The sequence below is a fragment of the Pseudomonas sp. FSL R10-0399 genome (genome assembly GCF_009600165.1).
Lineage (GTDB): Bacteria > Pseudomonadota > Gammaproteobacteria > Pseudomonadales > Pseudomonadaceae > Aquipseudomonas > Aquipseudomonas helleri.
In genome coordinates this window covers 1-17,076 of sequence record NZ_WIWK01000123.1, presented here as the reverse complement: position 1 = coordinate 17,076, position 17,076 = coordinate 1, and the positions used below count along the sequence as shown (strand labels likewise).

Annotated in this window: 15 protein-coding genes and 2 pseudogenes; all 17 read right to left on the bottom strand. The window is 61.3% G+C overall.

Annotation, left to right across the window (positions count from 1 at the left end; translation table 11 throughout):
• A pseudogene (locus tag GHO41_RS24845) lies at nucleotides 1-143 on the bottom strand (urease accessory protein); the annotation flags it as partial.
• Between the two features lie 33 nt (nucleotides 144-176).
• Nucleotides 177-875, bottom strand: coding sequence for an urea ABC transporter ATP-binding subunit UrtE (urtE, locus tag GHO41_RS24840; RefSeq protein WP_153434906.1), 699 nt, complete (start codon nucleotides 873-875; stop codon nucleotides 177-179).
• A 101-nt stretch (nucleotides 876-976) separates the two neighbouring features.
• Entirely contained in the window at nucleotides 977-1,822 is an 846-nt protein-coding gene (gene urtD / locus GHO41_RS24835; RefSeq protein WP_178126572.1) for an urea ABC transporter ATP-binding protein UrtD, read from the bottom strand.
• On the bottom strand, nucleotides 1,819-2,898 hold the full coding sequence (urtC, locus tag GHO41_RS24830) for an urea ABC transporter permease subunit UrtC (protein WP_048366538.1): 1,080 nt from the start codon (nucleotides 2,896-2,898) through the stop codon (nucleotides 1,819-1,821). The genes urtD and urtC overlap by 4 nt, the downstream gene beginning before the upstream one ends.
• A complete protein-coding gene (gene urtB / locus GHO41_RS24825; RefSeq protein WP_153434904.1) occupies nucleotides 2,898-4,400 on the bottom strand; it encodes an urea ABC transporter permease subunit UrtB in 1,503 nt (500 codons plus the stop codon). The genes urtC and urtB overlap by 1 nt, the downstream gene beginning before the upstream one ends.
• Nucleotides 4,401-4,550: 150 nt before the next feature.
• Nucleotides 4,551-5,816: an urea ABC transporter substrate-binding protein gene (gene urtA / locus GHO41_RS24820; protein ID WP_153336617.1), complete on the bottom strand. Its 1,266-nt coding sequence runs from the start codon at nucleotides 5,814-5,816 to the stop codon at nucleotides 4,551-4,553.
• Between the two features lie 200 nt (nucleotides 5,817-6,016).
• Nucleotides 6,017-7,027: an iron ABC transporter permease gene (locus tag GHO41_RS24815; protein ID WP_048385347.1), complete on the bottom strand. Its 1,011-nt coding sequence runs from the start codon at nucleotides 7,025-7,027 to the stop codon at nucleotides 6,017-6,019.
• Entirely contained in the window at nucleotides 7,024-7,974 is a 951-nt protein-coding gene (locus tag GHO41_RS24810) for an ABC transporter substrate-binding protein (RefSeq protein WP_123751197.1), read from the bottom strand. The genes GHO41_RS24815 and GHO41_RS24810 overlap by 4 nt, the downstream gene beginning before the upstream one ends.
• Nucleotides 7,971-8,759 (bottom strand): ABC transporter ATP-binding protein, encoded by a 789-nt coding sequence (locus GHO41_RS24805; RefSeq protein ID WP_153336620.1) that lies wholly within the window; start codon nucleotides 8,757-8,759, stop codon nucleotides 7,971-7,973. Before GHO41_RS24805 ends, GHO41_RS24810 begins: the two co-directional genes overlap by 4 nt.
• Before the next feature lie 102 nt (nucleotides 8,760-8,861).
• Nucleotides 8,862-10,988 carry a TonB-dependent siderophore receptor gene (locus GHO41_RS24800; RefSeq protein ID WP_153392719.1) on the bottom strand — a complete coding sequence of 709 codons (2,127 nt, stop codon included), beginning with the start codon at nucleotides 10,986-10,988 and terminating at the stop codon, nucleotides 8,862-8,864.
• Nucleotides 10,989-11,153: 165 nt separating this feature from the next.
• Nucleotides 11,154-12,530 carry a PepSY domain-containing protein gene (locus tag GHO41_RS24795; protein WP_048366531.1) on the bottom strand — a complete coding sequence of 459 codons (1,377 nt, stop codon included), beginning with the start codon at nucleotides 12,528-12,530 and terminating at the stop codon, nucleotides 11,154-11,156.
• A gap of 155 nt (nucleotides 12,531-12,685) precedes the next feature.
• On the bottom strand, nucleotides 12,686-14,776 hold the full coding sequence (locus GHO41_RS24790) for a TonB-dependent copper receptor (protein ID WP_178126571.1): 2,091 nt from the start codon (nucleotides 14,774-14,776) through the stop codon (nucleotides 12,686-12,688).
• Between the two features lie 100 nt (nucleotides 14,777-14,876).
• Complete coding sequence (locus GHO41_RS24785) at nucleotides 14,877-15,257, bottom strand: DUF2946 domain-containing protein (RefSeq protein WP_153434902.1); 381 nt, start codon at nucleotides 15,255-15,257, stop codon at nucleotides 14,877-14,879.
• Between the two features lie 48 nt (nucleotides 15,258-15,305).
• Entirely contained in the window at nucleotides 15,306-15,800 is a 495-nt protein-coding gene (locus GHO41_RS24780; protein ID WP_048366528.1) for a copper chaperone PCu(A)C, read from the bottom strand.
• A 47-nt stretch (nucleotides 15,801-15,847) separates the two neighbouring features.
• Nucleotides 15,848-16,246: a DUF2946 domain-containing protein gene (locus GHO41_RS24775; protein WP_048385373.1), complete on the bottom strand. Its 399-nt coding sequence runs from the start codon at nucleotides 16,244-16,246 to the stop codon at nucleotides 15,848-15,850.
• A gap of 143 nt (nucleotides 16,247-16,389) precedes the next feature.
• Nucleotides 16,390-16,536 (bottom strand): annotated as a pseudogene (locus tag GHO41_RS24770) (DNA-binding protein); the annotation flags it as partial.
• 77 nt (nucleotides 16,537-16,613) lie between these two features.
• Nucleotides 16,614-17,076: precorrin-6A/cobalt-precorrin-6A reductase (locus GHO41_RS24765; protein ID WP_178126570.1), on the bottom strand; the 463-nt coding region annotated here is incomplete at its 5' end.

Genomic DNA, 17,076 nt, shown 5'->3' with positions numbered 1-17,076 from the left:
GCGTACAGGTGCTTTTGCACCCGCAGCGGGCCGAGGTGGCGGCGCAGGGTCGGGCGCGTACTGTCGCCAAAACGCCCATAGCCCAGCGCCAGCTCGGCGTGCCAGCTGGGGGTGAACAGCGCGGTGTTGGCAGGCAGGTTCATATGTAGGACTTTTTACCCGGAAAGAGTGACAGATTAAATCGTCACCAGCCCGCGCACACCTTCTGTTTGCATATTTTCACCTCGGCCTTGCTGAACGATTTCGCCCCGTGACATCACCAGGTACTGATCGGCCAGTTCCTCGGCAAAGTCGTAGAACTGCTCCACCAGCAAAATCGCCATGTCGCCGCGTGCCGCGAGCATTTTGATCACTGCGCCGATCTCCTTGATCACCGAGGGCTGAATGCCTTCGGTGGGCTCGTCGAGAATCAGCAGCCGTGGGCGGCTGGCCAACGCCCGGCCAATCGCCAGTTGTTGCTGCTGGCCACCGGAGAGGTCGCCGCCACGCCGATGCTTCATTTGCAGCAACACCGGGAACAGCTCGTAGATAAACGCGGGCACTTCGCGGGCTTCTGAGCCGGGAAAGCGCGACAGGCCCATCAGGAGGTTTTCTTCAACGGTGAGGCGCCCGAAAATCTCGCGCCCCTGGGGCACGTAGGCAATACCGGCGTGCACCCGCTGGTGGGGCTTGAGCGTGGTGATGGTCTTGCTTTCCCACTGCACGCTGCCTTCCTTGACCGGCAGCAAGCCCATCAGGCACTTGAGCAGCGTGGTTTTGCCCACGCCATTGCGCCCCAGCAGGCAGGTGACTTCGCCCACTTTGACCTCAAACGACAGGCCGCGCAGGATGTGGCTGCCGCCGTAGAACTGGTGCAGCTTTTCGACTTGAAGCATGTTCAGATTCCTTCATTCCTTTGTAGGAGCGAGCTTGTCTCGCGATCTTTTGATCTTGTAAAAGATCGCGAGACAAGCTCGCTCCTACAGGGGGATTTGATCTAACGACCCAGATACACCTCAATCACCCGTTCATCCGCCTGCACCTGCTCCAGCGAGCCTTCGGCCATTACGCTGCCCTGGTGCAAGACGGTGACGTGGTCGGCAATGGCGCCGACAAAGCCCATGTCGTGCTCTACCACCATCAGCGAGTGTTTGCCTGCGAGGCTTTTGAACAGTTCGGCGGTGAACTCGGTTTCGGCGTCGGTCATGCCCGCCACTGGCTCGTCCAGCAGCAATAGTTGCGGGTCTTGCATCAGCAGCATGCCGATCTCCAGGAACTGCTTCTGGCCGTGGGACAGCAACCCGGCCTGACGCTGCGCCGAGCTGCTCAAGCGAATGGTCTCGAGCACTTCAGCAATGCGGTCTTTCTGCTCGCCGCTGAGGGTGGCGCGCAGGCTGGCCCACACTGATTTGTCGGTTTTCTGCGCCAGTTCGAGGTTTTCGAACACGCTCAAGGCTTCAAACACCGTGGGCTTTTGGAACTTGCGGCCAATCCCGGCCTGGGCAATCTGCACTTCGCTCATTTGCCGCAGGTCCAGGGTTTCCCCAAACCAGGCCTGGCCTTCGGTGGGCCGGGTCTTGCCGGTGATGACGTCCATCATCGTGGTTTTACCGGCACCGTTGGGGCCGATGATGCAGCGCAGTTCACCCACGCCGATGTACAGGTTGAGGTTGTTCAGGGCCTTAAAGCCATCGAAGCTGACGCTGATGTCTTCGAGCGTCAGGATGGTGCCGTGGCGGGTGTTCAGGCCCTTGCCAGCAGTGTGGCCCAAGCCGATGGCGTCGCGGCCGCTGCCTGAGTCCTTGTTGGGGTCGAGTACAGGTTCGAGCATGACGTTCCTCATTGTTCACCCCGTTTCTTCAACAGGCCGATGATGCCCTTGGGCAGGTACAGCGTGACGACGATAAACAGCGCGCCGAGGAAGAACAGCCAGTATTCAGGGAAGGCCACGGTGAACCAGCTCTTCATGCCGTTGACCACGCCCGCGCCGAGCAGCGGCCCGATCAGGGTGCCGCGCCCGCCCAGGGCGACCCACACGGCGGCTTCGATGGAGTTGGTCGGCGACATTTCACCGGGGTTGATGATGCCCACTTGCGGCACATACAACGCTCCGGCCAGGCCGCACAGCACCGCACTCAGCACCCAGACAAACAGCTTGAAACCGCGCGGGTCGTAGCCGCAAAACATCAGGCGGTTTTCGGCGTCGCGCAGCGCAGTCAGTACCCGGCCAAATTTGCTGCGGGCCAGGCGCCAGCCGACAAACAGGCTGGCCACCAGCAACAGCACCGTGGCCAGAAACAGCACCGCCCGGGTGCCGGGCTCAGTGATGCCAAAGCCCAGGATGCTACGGAAATTGGTGAAGCCGTTGTTGCCGCCAAAGCCGGTTTCGTTGCGGAAAAACAGCAGCATCCCGGCGAAGGTCAACGCTTGGGTCATGATCGAGAAGTACACGCCTTTGATCCGCGAGCGGAAGGCAAAAAAACCGAACACCAGGGCCAGCAAACCGGGCGCCAGCACCACCAGGCACATCGCCCACCAGAAGTGCTCGGTACCGACCCAGTACCACGGCAACTCAGTCCACGATAAAAAGGTCATGAAGTCTGGCAACGCGTCGCCCGAAGCCTGGCGCATCAGGTACATGCCCATGGCATAGCCGCCCAGGGCAAAGAACAAGCCATGGCCCAGCGACAACAGCCCGGCATAACCCCAGACCAAGTCCAGCGCCAAGGCAACGATGGCGTAGCAGAGGATCTTGCCCACCAGTGTCAGGGTGTAGGCCGACACCTGGAACGGGCTGTCGGCGGGCAATAGCGAGAGCAGCGGCATGGCCAGCAGCACTAGCAGGATCAGGCCGCCGACCAGTGCGGTCACGGTGGGCCCGGCTTTTTGTGTGGCGGTAAGCATCAGAGGCTGATTCATCAGTCGATCACCCGTCCTTTAAGCGCGAAGAGACCTTGCGGGCGCTTCTGGATAAACAGAATGATCAGCCCCAGGATCAGGATTTTGCCGAGCACGGCGCCGATCTGTGGTTCAAGAATCTTGTTCGCGATGCCCAGCCCGAAGGCCGCGTACACGGTGCCCGCCAGTTGGCCGACGCCGCCCAGCACCACCACCAGAAACGAGTCGATGATGTAGCCCTGGCCAAGGTCCGGGCCGACGTTGCCGATCTGGCTCAAGGCCACGCCGCCGAGCCCGGCAATACCCGAACCCAGGCCGAAGGCGAGCATGTCCACGCGGCCGGTCGGTACGCCGCAGCAGGCGGCCATGTTGCGGTTCTGGGTGACGGCGCGCACGTTGAGGCCCAGGCGGGTTTTGTTCAGCAGAAGCCAGGTCAGGAACACCACGGCCAGGGCGAAGACGATAATCACCAGACGGTTGTACGGCAGCACCAGGTTGGGCAGCACTTGAATCCCGCCCGAAAGCCAGGCCGGGTTGGCCACTTCGACGTTTTGTGCGCCGAACAGCACGCGCACCAACTGGATCAGGATCAGGCTGATGCCCCACGTCGCCAGCAGGGTTTCCAGCGGGCGGCCATAGAGGTGACGAATGATGGTGCGCTCCAGCACCATGCCGATGGCGGCAGTCACGAAAAACGCTACCGGCAGGGCCAGCAACGGGTAGAACTCGATGGCGCCGGGGGCGAAGCGTTGAAACAGTAACTGCACGCAATAGGTCGAGTAGGCGCCGAGCATCAGCATCTCGCCGTGGGCCATGTTGATCACCCCCAGCAAGCCGAAGGTGATGGCCAGGCCGAGGGCCGCGAGCAGCAGAATCGAGCCCAGCGACAAGCCGCTAAAGGCTTGGCCGAGCAGGTCGCCGATCAGCAGTTTGCGTTTGACCTGGGCCAAGCTGGTTTCGGCTGCGGTGCGCACCGTGGCGTTGGTTTCGACGTCCGGTTGCAGCAGGTTTTCAAGGCGTGTGCGGGCCAGCGGTTCGCCTGTTTCACCGAGCAAACGCACGGCGCTCAAGCGTACGGCGGGGTCCGGATCGACCAGTTGCAGGTTGGCCAGCGCCAGGCTCAAAGCCGTGTGCACATCGTGGTCGGTTTCTTCTGCCAGTTGCTGGTCGAGAAATTTAAGCTGCGCGGGTTTGGCGGATTTTTGCAGTTGCTGGGCGGCGCTCAGCCGCAGTTTCGGGTCGGCGGCCAGCAGTTGGTGGCTGGCCAGAGCGGTCTCAACCAGCCCGCGCAGACGGTTGTTAAGGCGCAAGGTTTTGACGTTGCCGTCGACGGTGACTTGCCCCTGTTGCAGGCTGTTGATCAGCTCAACACGGGCGGGCGTGGGCTGGGCCGCCCAGCTTTCGAGGAGTTGGGCCTGCACCGAATTATTGGCCGCCGCGAAATCGCTGGCGTCATCGGCGTAAGCGCCCAGTGGCAATAACACCAAGAGTGCGCAGATAAAACGAAAAAGGGCAGTGGGCATAGTTTTAGCCTTGCGCAAATAGAAACAACTCAACATCCCTGTGGGAGCGGGCTTGCTCGCGATTCATTCAATGCGGTTTTGGCAAGAAACCGCGTCGATACATTCGCGAGCAAGCCCGCTCCCACAGCGGCACAACGATGCTGCCGGGGGTTAGTTACTTTTCACCGGGGCGTCCGGTTTTTTGTCGTTGCCAGGAATGAACGGGCTCCATGGCTGGGCGCGGATAGGCTCTGGGGTTTGCCATACCACGTTGAACTGGCCGTCATCCTGGATCTCGCCGATCATCACCGGCTTGTGCAGGTGGTGGTTGGTCTTGTCCATGGTCAGGGTGTAACCCGACGGCGCGGCGAAGGTCTGGCCGGCCATGGCCTCGCGGACTTTATCGACATCGGTGGACTTGGCTTTTTCAGCCGCCTGCGCCCACATATGAATGCCCACGTAGGTGGCTTCCATCGGGTCGTTGGTCACGGCTTTGTCAGCGCCCGGCAAGTTGTGGGCCTTGGCGTAGGCTTTCCAGTCGTCGACAAACTTCTTGTTGACCGGGTTATCCACCGATTCGAAGTAGTTCCAGGCGGCGAGGTTGCCCACCAATGGTTTGGTGTCGATGCCGCGCAGTTCTTCTTCGCCCACCGAGAACGCAATCACCGGCACGTCGGTGGCTTTTAGGCCCTGGTTGGCCAGCTCTTTATAGAACGGTACGTTGGAGTCGCCGTTCACGGTGGAGATCACCGCGGTTTTGCCTCCTGCCGAGAACTTTTTGATGTTGGACACGATGGTCTGGTAATCGCTGTGACCAAACGGCGTGTAGACCTCCTGGATATCCTTGTCGGCTACGCCCTTGGAGTGCAGGAACGCACGCAGGATTTTGTTGGTGGTGCGCGGGTACACGTAGTCGGTGCCCAGCAGCACGAAGCGCTTGGCGCTGCCGCCGTCTTCGCTCATCAAATACTCAACCGCCGGGATGGCTTGCTGGTTAGGCGCTGCACCGGTGTAGAACACGTTGGGCGACATCTCTTCGCCTTCGTATTGCACCGGGTAGAACAGCAGGCCGTTGAGTTCTTCAAACACCGGCAGTACCGATTTACGGGACACCGAGGTCCAGCAACCGAACACCACCGCGACCTTGTCCTGGGTCAGCAACTGGCGGGCCTTTTCGGCAAACAGCGGCCAGTTGGAAGCCGGGTCGACCACCACCGGTTCGAGCATCTTGCCGTTCACCCCGCCCTTGGCGTTGATCTCGTCGATGGTCATCAAGGCCATGTCTTTGAGCGAGGTTTCAGAGATCGCCATGGTCCCGGACAACGAATGCAGAATCCCCACCTTGATGGTCTCGGCGGCTTGCACCGTCCAGGTCAGACCCATGGCGGCAATGGATGCCGAGAGGGTGAACGCTTTGATCAAGCTACGACGCTTCATGGGCCGATCTCCAGATGTCTCGTTGTTTTAAGGGTCGATACGAACACTGGGAGGGTTTTTGCAAGGTCTGTGCCGAAGTGGTGCGAGGGCTCTGTAATGGGGCTTGTGGACAATGCTGTGAGTATTGGCGCACCAGTTCGGAGCCTGAAGTCGGCTTTGGTGCGCAGCGTGCGCGGTGCTGGTGCAGGAGGGGAGGAGAGTTATCGCTTGCGCATTAAACCGATAAAGAACAACCCGCCGATGGCCGCAGTGGCCACGCCGATGGGCAAGTCTTCGGGGGCGATCAGGGTGCGGGCGGCGACGTCGACCCAGACCAGAAACACGCTGCCCAGCAGCGCCGACACCGGCAGTAAACGCCGGTGTTCAGCGCCCACCAGGCGGCGGGCTATATGCGGGATCATCAGGCCGACAAAGCCGATGGAACCGCTGATGGCCACCAGTACGCCGGTCATCAGCGAGGCGATCAAGAACACCTTGAGCCGTACATTGCGCGCATTCAGGCCGAGGGTGACGGCGGTTTGCTCGCCAGCCATCAGGGCGTTCAGCGGGCGGGCCATGCCCAGCAGCAAAAACAGCCCCAGCAGCACCACGGCGCTGGGCACGGCCAGCAGTTCCCAGCGGGCCAGCCCGAGGCCGCCGAGCATCCAGAACAGCACTGCAGAACTGGCGCGGTGGTCGCCCAAAAACAGCAAGGTATTGGCCACCGCCATCATCACGAAAGATACGGCCACGCCACACAGCAGCAGGCGGTCGCTATCCAGACGCCCCTGACGACTGGCGATGGCCAGTACCAGCAGCATGCTCAGCAGGGCGCCGATAAAGGCGGCAATGGGCAAGGTCAGCAGGCCGACGATTTCGCCCACGTGCAGCACCACAATCACCGCGCCCAAGGTCGCGCCGCTGGTGACGCCGAGCAAGTGCGGATCAGCCAGCGGGTTGCGGGTCACGGCTTGCAACACCGCCCCGATCAACGCCAGACCCGCCCCTACCAAGGCGCCGAGCAGCATGCGCGGCACGCGGATCAGCCACACGATGTGCTCCTGGCCAGCGCTCCAGCTCACCTCACCGAGGCCAAACACTTTGTTCAGCACAATGTGCCACACCACGTCGACCGGCACCCGCGCCGGGCCAAAGCCCAGCGACACCACGCATGACACCAGCAGCAGTGCGCCAAGGCTGATCAGTAACAGGGCGTAGCGGTTAGACATCATTGTGGGTGAAACCCTTTGGCCAGGGTTTCGATGGCCAGCACGTTGTCGATGCCCGGCGTGGCTTGCACATAGGGGATGACGATAAAGCGTTTGTGCTTGATGGCGTCCACCGATTGCAGGGCCGGGTTGGTTTCGAGAAAGCGCTGTTTTTGCTCGGCGGTGACTTCGCTGTAGTCGACGATCACGATGACCTCGGGGTTGCGCTCGACCACGGTTTCCCAGTTAACGCGGGTCCAGCTGGCGTCGATGTCGCTGAGGATGTCATCGCCACCCGCGGCTTCAATCAAGGCGTGGGGGATGCCCAGCTTGCCCGAGGTCATGGCGCGGTCTTCGCCGCTGTCATACAAAAACACCCGGGGTTTTGACGCCGGAAGGGACTTCTGCACGTCGGCGATTTTTGCCTGCATCTGTGCGATCAATGCGTTGGCGCGGTCTTGCACGTCGAAGATTTTGCCGAGGTTGCGCAAGTCGTTGTAGGTGTCTTCCATGCTGGCGGGAGGGCGCTTCATCACAAACGCGCATGACTCGGTCAGCTCATACACGTTGATACCCAGCGGGGTGAGGGTGTGCGGCGTGAGGTCACCACCCACGCGCATGCCGTAATCCCAGCCGGCGAAGAAGAAATCAACGTTGGCATTGAGCAGGGTTTCAACCGACGGGTACTTGCTGGCCAGCTCGGGCAGGCCGTCGAGAATGGCCTTCATCTCGGGCGTGACCGACTTCCAGCCACTGATGCCGCTGTACCCGGCCATGCGCGGCTTGAGGCCCAGGGCGAGCATCATTTGGGTCATGTTGATGTCGTGGCTGACCGCGTGTTTGGGCGCTTGCGTGAAGGTCACGTCACGGTTGCAGCTTTTAATCGTCAGCGGGTAGGTCGTGGCGTCGGCCTGAGCCAGTTGCGCGCCGAATAAAGCAGCCAGGCACAGGGCGAGACGGATCAGCTTCATGGTTGGGTTATCCAGGTAATGCGCGGGTAGCCGGACAGTGGGTGGTCATCGACCAGCGCGTCCACGCCGAAAACGTTGCGTAATAATTCAACGGTCAACACCTCGCGCGGCGTGCCGCTGGCGATGATCTTGCCGTGGTTGATCACGTACAGCCGATCACAAAAAGCCGCCGCCAGATTCAGGTCGTGGATGCTGGCCAGGGTGCCGATGTTCAGGCGCTTGACCCGTTGCAGCAGCTCCAGCTGATAACGCGGGTCGAGGTGGTTGGTCGGTTCGTCGAGGATCAGCAGGTCGGGTTGTTGCGTCAGGGCGCGGGCCAGGATCACACGCTGTTTTTCGCCGCCCGAGAGGGTGGCGAAGGCGTGGTCTTCAAAGCCTTGCAGGCCGACGGATTCGAGGGCGTCTCTGGCCAGTTCGCGGTCGGCCTGGGTGTCGCCGTCAAACAGGCCTTTGTGCGGGGTACGGCCCATGGCGACCACTTCATCAACGGTCAGGCCAAAGGCGTCAGGGAATTCTTGCAATACCACGGCGATGCGCTGGGCGCACCAGCGTGGTGATTGTTGCCACAGGTTGTGCGGGCCGAGATGAACCTCGCCCGCTTCGGGCTTGCTGAAGCGATAAGCACAGCGCAACAGGCTGGTTTTACCGCTGCCGTTGGGCCCGATCAGCCCCACAAACTCACCGGCTGCCACGTGCAGGTTGGCATCACGCAGCTTGAACTGGTGATGACAATGGCCGTGGCCCAAGGGCGTCCAGGCGAGTTTGGTGAGGGTGAGCGTGCTCATGAACATTCCAATGAGTGAACTCTGTAGGAGCGAGCTTGCTCGCGATCTTTTGATCTTTAAAAGATCGCGAGCAAGCTCGCTCCTACAGGTCATGTGTTGTGCTTAGAAGGTGTAATCCGCCGTAACGAAGACCGAACGCGGTTCACCCATGATCCATTGTTGGCCGTCATTGTATTGGCTTAAGGCGTATTGGCGGTTGAACAAATTGTTTACGCGCAGCCCCAGGGTGGTTTTTGGCAGCGCTTTCCAGCTCACGGTGGCATCCACCACGGTGTAGCTCGGCAACACGGCGGTGTTGGCCAGGTCTGCGTAACGCGCGTCGACATAGCGCACACCGGCGCCCGCGTTCACGTCGTCGGTCACGGCTTTGCTCAACCACAGGTTGGCGGTACGGCGCGGTACTTCGGCGGGGCGGTTGCCTTTGAGCGACACGCCGCCCTGATCGAATTTGTCGTATTGCGCACGGACGATGGCGGCGTTGGCCTGGAGTTGCCAGCGGTGTGGCAGTTGCAGATCAAGGCTGGCTTCCAGGCCTTTGGAGGACTGTTCGCCCACTTGCAGCGTGCGGGTGAAGTCGGCCGGGTCAGTGGTCAGCAAATCCTTTTTGACGATGTGATACGCCGCCAGTGTCCACTCGCCGCGCTGGTCCCAGAACAGTTGCTTGAAGCCGACTTCGGTCTGGCGCGCATGGGCCAGGCCAAAGTTTTGCTGGTTCTGGCTCAGGCTGATCAAACCGCCGACGCCATCGACGCTGGTGGCTTGTTGGGCGTAAACCGAGGTGTCCGGGGTCAGTTCGTACACCAGCCCGACTTTCCAGCTGTTGGCCGACAGGCTGCGGTCACTGTGGGTGGAGTCGCCCGTGTCAGAGAAATCATCGCGGTCCAGGTGCACCATGTCGCGGCGCACGCCGGTCACCAGCGACAGCTGATCGGTCAGCTCGGTGCGGTTTTCGGCGAACAGCGAAAACTGCTGCGTGGTGGTGGTGAACTGGTCGCGGTAAGGCGAAGCACTTTGCCATTGGCCACGGTCCGGGTGGTACAGGTCGATCGGCTGGCCGTCTGCGTCCACGTCGTGGTACGGCGAGTTGCTGTGCAAATTGAAGTGGATACGGTTGTAGTCCATGCCCACCAGGGTTTTGCTCTTGAGGCCGAACAGGTCATGGCTGAGCGCGAAGGTCTGGCGGTCGCCGACCTGTTCCTGCTCATGCTTGATGCTGAAATAGCCGCCGCGCAGCAGGGTTTGGCTGGCCTCGTCCCAGGCGTGGTTTTCGGCGTTCTGCCAACGGCGCTGGGCCTTGAGGTAATACAGTTCGTTGGTGGCGGTCAGGTTGTCGTTGATCCGCCATTCGCTGTTCAGGCGCGTCCACTGATCGTTGTAGTGCAGCTTGGCGTCACTGACGTTGTAGTTCTTGTCGCGCAGGCCCTTGTGATAACGGCCATTGATCAACGGCACGCCAAAGTCGTTTTGCGGCTCCTGGTCGCCGTAGTCGTGGCTCAGGGTGAACGCCAGATCATCCGTGGCCTGCCAGCGCAGGGCCGCGCTGATAAAAGTGTTTTCAGAATCGCCGTGGTCGATCCAGCCATTGCTCTGGGTATGGTTGATGTTCAACCGGTAGCTCAGGGTGTCGGTCAGCGAGCCGCCGCTGTCCAGTGCCTGCTGTTGGCGATCGTAGGAGCCGTAGCCGACGCGGATGTGGTTTTCGATCTCGCCGCTGAACGGTTTTTTCGGGATCACGTTGATCACCGCCCCGGTTGCGCCTTCGCCATACAACACCGACGCCGGGCCGCGCAGCACGTCGATGCGCTCAACCGACCAGTCGTCCACCGGGAAGGTCACGGTGCCCGCGCCGCTGTACATGCGAGTGCCGTCGTACAGCTGCATGACCGAACCTTCACCGACAAAACCGCGCGCCGAGTACGCCGAACCGCCATTGCCCGGCGAGCCGGTGAAGCTGATGCCGGTGGTGCGGGTTACGGCGTCCTGCACGCTGCTGTCGCCACGGGCGCGGATCTGCGCGCCGGTCAGGCTTTCAACGCTGGCCGGGGTTTCGAGGCTGCTGAGGTTCAGACGCGAACCGGCGGTGGTGGCGGTCTTGAGGTCGATGCTTTCGGCATCGATTTCAGGGGCGGTGATGGTAGCGGCAGGCAGCATCAGGGACGGCGCGGTGTCATCCGCGTGGGCGCTGTTAACCACCAGCAGGCAAAGGCTGGAAAGCAGGTACTTGTTCATTAGGGCAGTGAGTCGCTTTTTTCTGGAGGTGTGCCCGCTGCCTCCTGGCGGCGGGTGATCGAGCTTAAATTGTTTTGTTACACAGTAACAACAATTTCTCGCGTGATACTGGCGTGCCAGTATCCACATATCTCTGGATCGCGCATCTCGGATGTTTCATCCCCACTATGAGGCACGCTCATGTTGAGGCTTTGAGCGCACGAGCAGCAGTAAACGGTCGAGCAGCCAGACGCCAATCAACGAGGCTCCGACCAAGGGGAACGCCACCGCCAGGGCGAGGATGATCACCACCCCGGTTTTCCAGGTCGGCAGGTCATGGCGCAGCGGTGGCACGCCGAGGCCGCCTTTGGGGCGGCGTTTCCACCAGATCACCAGGCCGCTGGTCGAACTTAACAGGATCATCAGGCAGATCAGCAGAATCGCGATCTGGTTCAGCGAGCCGAACAGCTTGCCTTCGTGGAGCATCACGCCCATTTCCGTGGCGCGAGCGACGTTGCTGTAATGCTGCCAACGCACATCGGCCAGGACCTCGCCGGTGTACTGATCGACATGCAAGGTGGCGTCGTTGCGCGGGTCGTCAGCGAACACGGCAATGGTAAACACGCCTTGTGCCGTGGTGGGCAGGGTGATGCTGTAGCCGGGTTCGACCTTGCGCGTGCTGGCGGTGTCGACCACCTGTTGCAAGGTGATGCCGGGCGCCGCCGGGCCAGACGTGTGAGCGCCGTGGGCCATGTGCTCGGCGTGCGCGCCGGACACCGGCATCGGTGTGTTTTCCATGGCCCAGGGCACGGTCTGGCGGGCGGCGCTGTTGAGGGTGCGGGCTTCAACGTCTGATTGGGGCACGTTGTTCCACATGGCGGCGGGGAACTGGTTCCACAGGTCGGCGTATTGCTTGCCCCAGAAACCGGTCCAGGTCATGCCGCTGATCAGCATGAACAACAGCAAGGCTGCGCCCCAGAACCCGGTAACGGCATGCAGGTCGCGCCACAAGACCCGGCCGCGACGGCTCAAGCGCGGCCACAAGATACCCGCCGCAGATTGCCCGCGCGGCCACCACAGGTACAAGCCTGACACCACCAGCACCACGCCCCAGCCAGCGGCGAGTTCCACCAGCCGGTCACCGAGGGTGCCGATCATCAACTCGCCGTGCAGGGCACGGGCCACGGCTTGCAGGTTGAGCTTGGCATCTTGCTCGCCCAGCACTTCGCCGCTGTACGGGTTGATAAACACATTGAGCTGGCGCCCGGCGTTGCTGAGCACAAATTGCGCGCTGCGCTCAGGGTTGATCGGCGGCAGGTACTGGCTGATATGGCCCTGTGGATAAGTGGCCTGCACGCGCTGGAGCTGGTCGTCGGCACTGAGACGGTGATGGCCAGGGCTGACGTTGATCAGGTGGTCGTAGAGCAAAGGGTCGAGCTGGGGTTTGAACAGGTAAATAATCCCGGTCAGGGCCAGCAGAATCATGAACGGCGCGACAAACAGCCCGGCATAGAAATGCCAGCGCCAGGCCAGGTTGTAGAACGACGGTGTGGGTTGGCTCATCAGGAGCGGCTCCGCAAAGTTAACGATTTATTGTCGAATGCAAACCCCGTGGGAGCGGGCTTGCTCGTGATGCAGGCGACGCGGTCTTCAGTTGCCCCGCAGTGCTGCCATCGCGAGCAAGCCCGCTCCCACAAAGAGTTACAGCGCTCTGATTGTTAGAAACTCACATCAACCTTGGTCCAGAGCGTGCGGCCTGGTTCGTTGATCGCGGTCGGGTCGTTCGACGGGTAGCCAAACCCGGCGTTGCCCGCCATGTTCAGGTGCTCGCTGTAGGTTTTATCCAGCAGGTTGTCGACCCCGGCGCTGACCTTGAGGTTTTTGTTGATGCGGTACGCGCCGTTCAACGAGAACACGCCAAAGCCGGCGCTCTTGCCGTAGTCCTTGCCGACCACGTTGCCCGCGTTGCGGTCGATGCGGTCTTGGCGTGCAACCACACGCCACAGGGCGCCAGCGCTCCAGTCGTCTTCGCTGTAGGTCAGGCCGAGGCGGGTGTCCAGCGGCGGCATTTGCGGCAGAGCTTTACCGTCCGTGGTGTTTTTGCCCCAGGCGTAGGCCAGGGTCGCGTCGGCCTTCCAGTGTTCGGTCAGTTGATACGCGGCGCCCAATTCGCCGCCCATGATGCGGGCGTTGATGTTTTGCGCCTGGGAACTGGTTTGCGTGTAGTCGAACAGGATGTAGTCGTGAATCACCCCGGCATAGGCCGACACCCAGGCTTCGAGGTCCTGGGTTTTGTATTGCAGGCCGACGTCGAGCTGGGTGGTTTTTTCAGGCTTGATAGCGTCGAAGGCGTTCACCGAACCGGCCGGCCCGGAGTTGGGCGAAAACAGTTCCCAGTAGTCCGGGAAGCGCTGCACATGGCCCAAGCCTGCGTACACGGTGGTCGGGCTGTTGGCCATGTCATGTTCATAACGCACGAAGCCGCTGGGCAGCGTGTCGGCGCGGGTGTTGTCCTGGGTCGGGTTGGGCTTGCTCATCATCCCCGAGCCCAGCCGGGCCCGGAAATCCTTGGCCGAGGCGCGGTCCAGACGGGCGCCGGTGATCACGCGATCGCGCTCGGCGGCGTACCAGGTCAACTCGGCAAAGGCGCCGTAGTTGTGGAAATCGGCGTCCTTAGTCCAGCTTTGCTCTTTGTAGGTGTCGATGCCCATGCCGGAGCGGGTGCGGTGTTCGTTGGTTTGCGCGTCGATACCGCTGATCAACTGCACATCGGCCCAGCGCCAGGTGGCCTTGATGCGTGCGCCGAGGGTGCGCCGGTCAACGTTTACGCCCATGGGCCCGGCCATCATGCCGGTACCGGACGGGGTGCGCAGGGTGTAGTTGTCCATCACGTGGTCGGCGTAGTTGTAGTAGACCTGCGCTTCGAGCTTGTCGAGCACGTCGCCGATGTTGGACTTTTCAAAGCGCAGGCCGAGGCTTTCGCGCTTGTACTGGCTGCCGTCCATGCCACGTCCGGCCGAGCGGGCTTCGCCATCGCCCTTGCCAGCGGTGAGTTCGAGCAGGGTGTCGGCGTCCGGGGTCCAGCCGAGGGCGACGTCGCCGTTCCATTTGTCGTAGCGCGACGGCACGGTGTGGCCGTCACCGTCTTTGTAATCGTCGGAGTGGGCGGTGTTGCCGACGACCCGTAGGTAGCCCTGCGTGCCCCCGACGGCGGCATCGAGGGTCTTGTCGAAACGCCCGTTGGAGCCTGCCAGCACGCTGGCGTTGATGCGCGAACCCAGCTCACCGAAATGCTCGGGCTCACGTTCAAACAGCACCGTGCCTGCTGACGAACCCGGCCCCCACTGCACGCTTTGCGGGCCTTTGATGACGGTGAGTTTGTCGTAGGTTTCGGGGGCGATATAGGAGGTTGGCGTGTCCATGCGGCCGGGGCAGGCGCCGATCATCTGGCCGCCGTTGGTAAGAATGTTGAGCCGCGACCCGAACATGCCGCGCAAGATCGGCTCGCCGTTGGTGCCGCCATTGCGGATCAGGGCAAAGCCGGGGATGGTCTTCAAATAATCCCCGCCATCGCTGGCAGGCACCGGCTGGCGCGGGTCTTTGGGGTTGGTGACGATGGTCAGCGGCGAACTGGGGGCGATGGCGGTAATCACCAGCGGGCTGATCTCATTGGCGTGTGCGGCGTGCTCGTCAGGTGTCTCGGCGGCCAGGGCGGCGGGTGCCAGCAACGCGCAGCACAGTGTGCTCAGGGCAAAGGGCAACACCGTGTGGGCGTGAGGCAAACGGGAGGCAGCAGTAAAGCGGGACATAGGCATTCCAGTATTCAAGCGAAAACAACACGGCCGACGCCCTGCGGCTGTCTAGAGCAGCGCCTGCAGGTCGGCCAGGTAGAGGATGTTGTGAACGTGCTTAAACGAATGCCGGAGGCGCCCGCGCGCGGGCGCCGGGGAAGATCGGTTGTTGCGCATGCCCCAACCGTGTGGGCTGTGCCAGATAACTTTTGGGGCGCAGCGAGTCGAACAGGGTGATGTCAGCGGTGTGCGGCAGGGCCGGGCAACTGAACAGCAGCGTGCAGTAGCCGCATTTTTCCCACAGTGCATGGTGCTCGGCAGACGGCGCGTGATGCTCGGCGTGTTCGCCGTGCGCCGACATGTCCATGCCCATCTCCATGGACATTGGCATCGACATGGAGCCGTGATGATTCATCGGCACCGCTTGGGAAATCAGCGGGCCGATAAAAATCATCAGCATGGCAAACAGGCTCAGCCAACTGCCGCGAACTTGCGACATGGAGTGCCTGGCGCGAGGAGCGCGCATGGAGCTCAAAAACCGGGGTCGTTAGTGAGCGTGCATGTGTTCCATGTTGTCTTCAGGGGGCTGTTTTTGCACCGAGACTTCAACCGGTATGTCACCGGCTTTCTCGAAATGCAGGGTCAGCGGGAAGCGTTTGCCGTCTTGCAGCAGGCTGCGGTCTTTAATGTCGACCAGCATCACGTGGTACGCCATCGGCCCGAAGGTCACCGTGCCACCGGGGGCAACGACGACGTCGGTCACCGGTTGCATGCGCATCATGTCGCCCTGCATCACGTGCTGGTGCAGCTCGGCGCCCCCGGCAATCGGGGTGTCGGCGCTGAGCAGGCGGTCGGCGGTGCTGCCGGTGTTATGGATCACAAAGTACGCGGCCACGGTGGGCGCGTTGGGCGGCAGTTCTTGCGACCACGGATGAGTGATTTGCAGATCACCACTTTTGTATTCGTGGGCGTTGGCAAAACAGGCAGGCAACAACAAAGCCGCCGCAATAACGGCGTGCTTGAACAGGGACAGGTTCAACATGGTCATTCTCCGAAATGATTCAGGCGCAAAAAGGTTGCGAGGACGAATCAGACCAGAGGGGAAGCGCGGGGGTTAAGGCTCGGCCATTGCTGGCGCGGGGTGGGCCGTTTGAGGTGATCGGGGAGCTGACTGTGGCCCCGTTCAATCGCGGCGAAATACAGCGTGGGGATATGCGCGGGCAGCGCCACCAGCGGCGCCGAGCCTGAGCAGCACCAGCAATGCTGCATGTTTGAGTGATCGTCTTTGTGGCTGTCGGCGGTGTCAAACTTGCCCAGCGACACGGCCACCATCTTGGTGCCCGTGGAGGTGCAGAAACTGCTCCACATCACCTGCTCGGCCGGCTCGCTGCCAGTGGATGCCATGGCCCCGCCCATCGACATGGCGAGCATGTTGAACAGCACTGCGAAGCAGGCGATCCAGGCAAATGCAAACCGTTGTCGGGACATGACACATTCCATGAGTGAAGCGATCAAGGCGGCTATTTAGCCTGAATGGCCTGCGTAAGTAAAAAGGCCGTGTGTGTGGCGAAATGTCGCGTTAATTAACGTCAGGGGAGATACGGCGTTGATATTGGTAGTGAGTTCTGAATTTGGGCGCGGGCAATATCGCTCAGAGCAGCACGAATCAAGCTACCGTCCCCGCTATCTTCTTGACAGCAGGCATCTAGATAAGCCGCCATGTCTTCAGGACTTTTTAAGTAGCTAGCAATATCAAATTGGGTGATTTCTTCACTCATTTTTGCTCCTCATAATCCAGGCTGGTGGCTATTTATTTCGAGTCACTTATCTGTTGTTACTGATTAAGAAGTTGGTTCTACAGTCGATGTAAAGCCTCTAGCAATTGCGTAGCCGTCCAAAACTCGCGATCTACTTGCGGCAACACCGGCCGCTTGAGAATCAACACCGGCACCCCGCGTTCGCGGGCGACTTCGAGCTTGGGTTCGGTGGCGCTGCTGCCGCTGTTTTTGCTGATCAGGACGTCGATGCGGCGCTGCTCAAACAGTGTGCGTTCTTCTTCGATCCGGAAGGGGCCGCGGGCGCCGATGACGTCACAGCGTTCATTGCCTGGGTATACGTCGAGGGCGCGCAAGGTCCAGAACTGCTGCTCGGGGATTTCGTCCAGATGTTGCAGTGGCTCGCGGCCCAGTGTGAACAGCGGGCGCTGGAAGGGTTTGAGGGCCTGGACCAGCTCAGCCCAGTTGGCCACTTCGCGCCAGTCATCGCCTGCTTGAGGCGCCCACGCCGGGCGACGCAGCGCCCAGCACGGGATACCGCTG

Coding starts and splice junctions, on each gene's coding strand:
- urtB (WP_153434904.1), bottom strand. CDS start 4,400: ATGCCCACTGCCCTTTTTCGTTTTATCTGCGCACTCTTGGTGTTATTG.
- GHO41_RS24790 (WP_178126571.1), bottom strand. CDS start 14,776: ATGTCCCGCTTTACTGCTGCCTCCCGTTTGCCTCACGCCCACACGGTG.
- urtA (WP_153336617.1), bottom strand. CDS start 5,816: ATGAAGCGTCGTAGCTTGATCAAAGCGTTCACCCTCTCGGCATCCATT.
- urtE (WP_153434906.1), bottom strand. CDS start 875: ATGCTTCAAGTCGAAAAGCTGCACCAGTTCTACGGCGGCAGCCACATC.
- GHO41_RS24775 (WP_048385373.1), bottom strand. CDS start 16,246: ATGTCCCGACAACGGTTTGCATTTGCCTGGATCGCCTGCTTCGCAGTG.
- GHO41_RS24805 (WP_153336620.1), bottom strand. CDS start 8,759: ATGAGCACGCTCACCCTCACCAAACTCGCCTGGACGCCCTTGGGCCAC.
- urtD (WP_178126572.1), bottom strand. CDS start 1,822: ATGAGGAACGTCATGCTCGAACCTGTACTCGACCCCAACAAGGACTCA.
- GHO41_RS24800 (WP_153392719.1), bottom strand. CDS start 10,988: ATGAACAAGTACCTGCTTTCCAGCCTTTGCCTGCTGGTGGTTAACAGC.
- GHO41_RS24815 (WP_048385347.1), bottom strand. CDS start 7,027: ATGATGTCTAACCGCTACGCCCTGTTACTGATCAGCCTTGGCGCACTG.
- GHO41_RS24780 (WP_048366528.1), bottom strand. CDS start 15,800: ATGTTGAACCTGTCCCTGTTCAAGCACGCCGTTATTGCGGCGGCTTTG.
- GHO41_RS24785 (WP_153434902.1), bottom strand. CDS start 15,257: ATGTCGCAAGTTCGCGGCAGTTGGCTGAGCCTGTTTGCCATGCTGATG.
- GHO41_RS24795 (WP_048366531.1), bottom strand. CDS start 12,530: ATGAGCCAACCCACACCGTCGTTCTACAACCTGGCCTGGCGCTGGCAT.
- urtC (WP_048366538.1), bottom strand. CDS start 2,898: ATGAATCAGCCTCTGATGCTTACCGCCACACAAAAAGCCGGGCCCACC.
- GHO41_RS24810 (WP_123751197.1), bottom strand. CDS start 7,974: ATGAAGCTGATCCGTCTCGCCCTGTGCCTGGCTGCTTTATTCGGCGCG.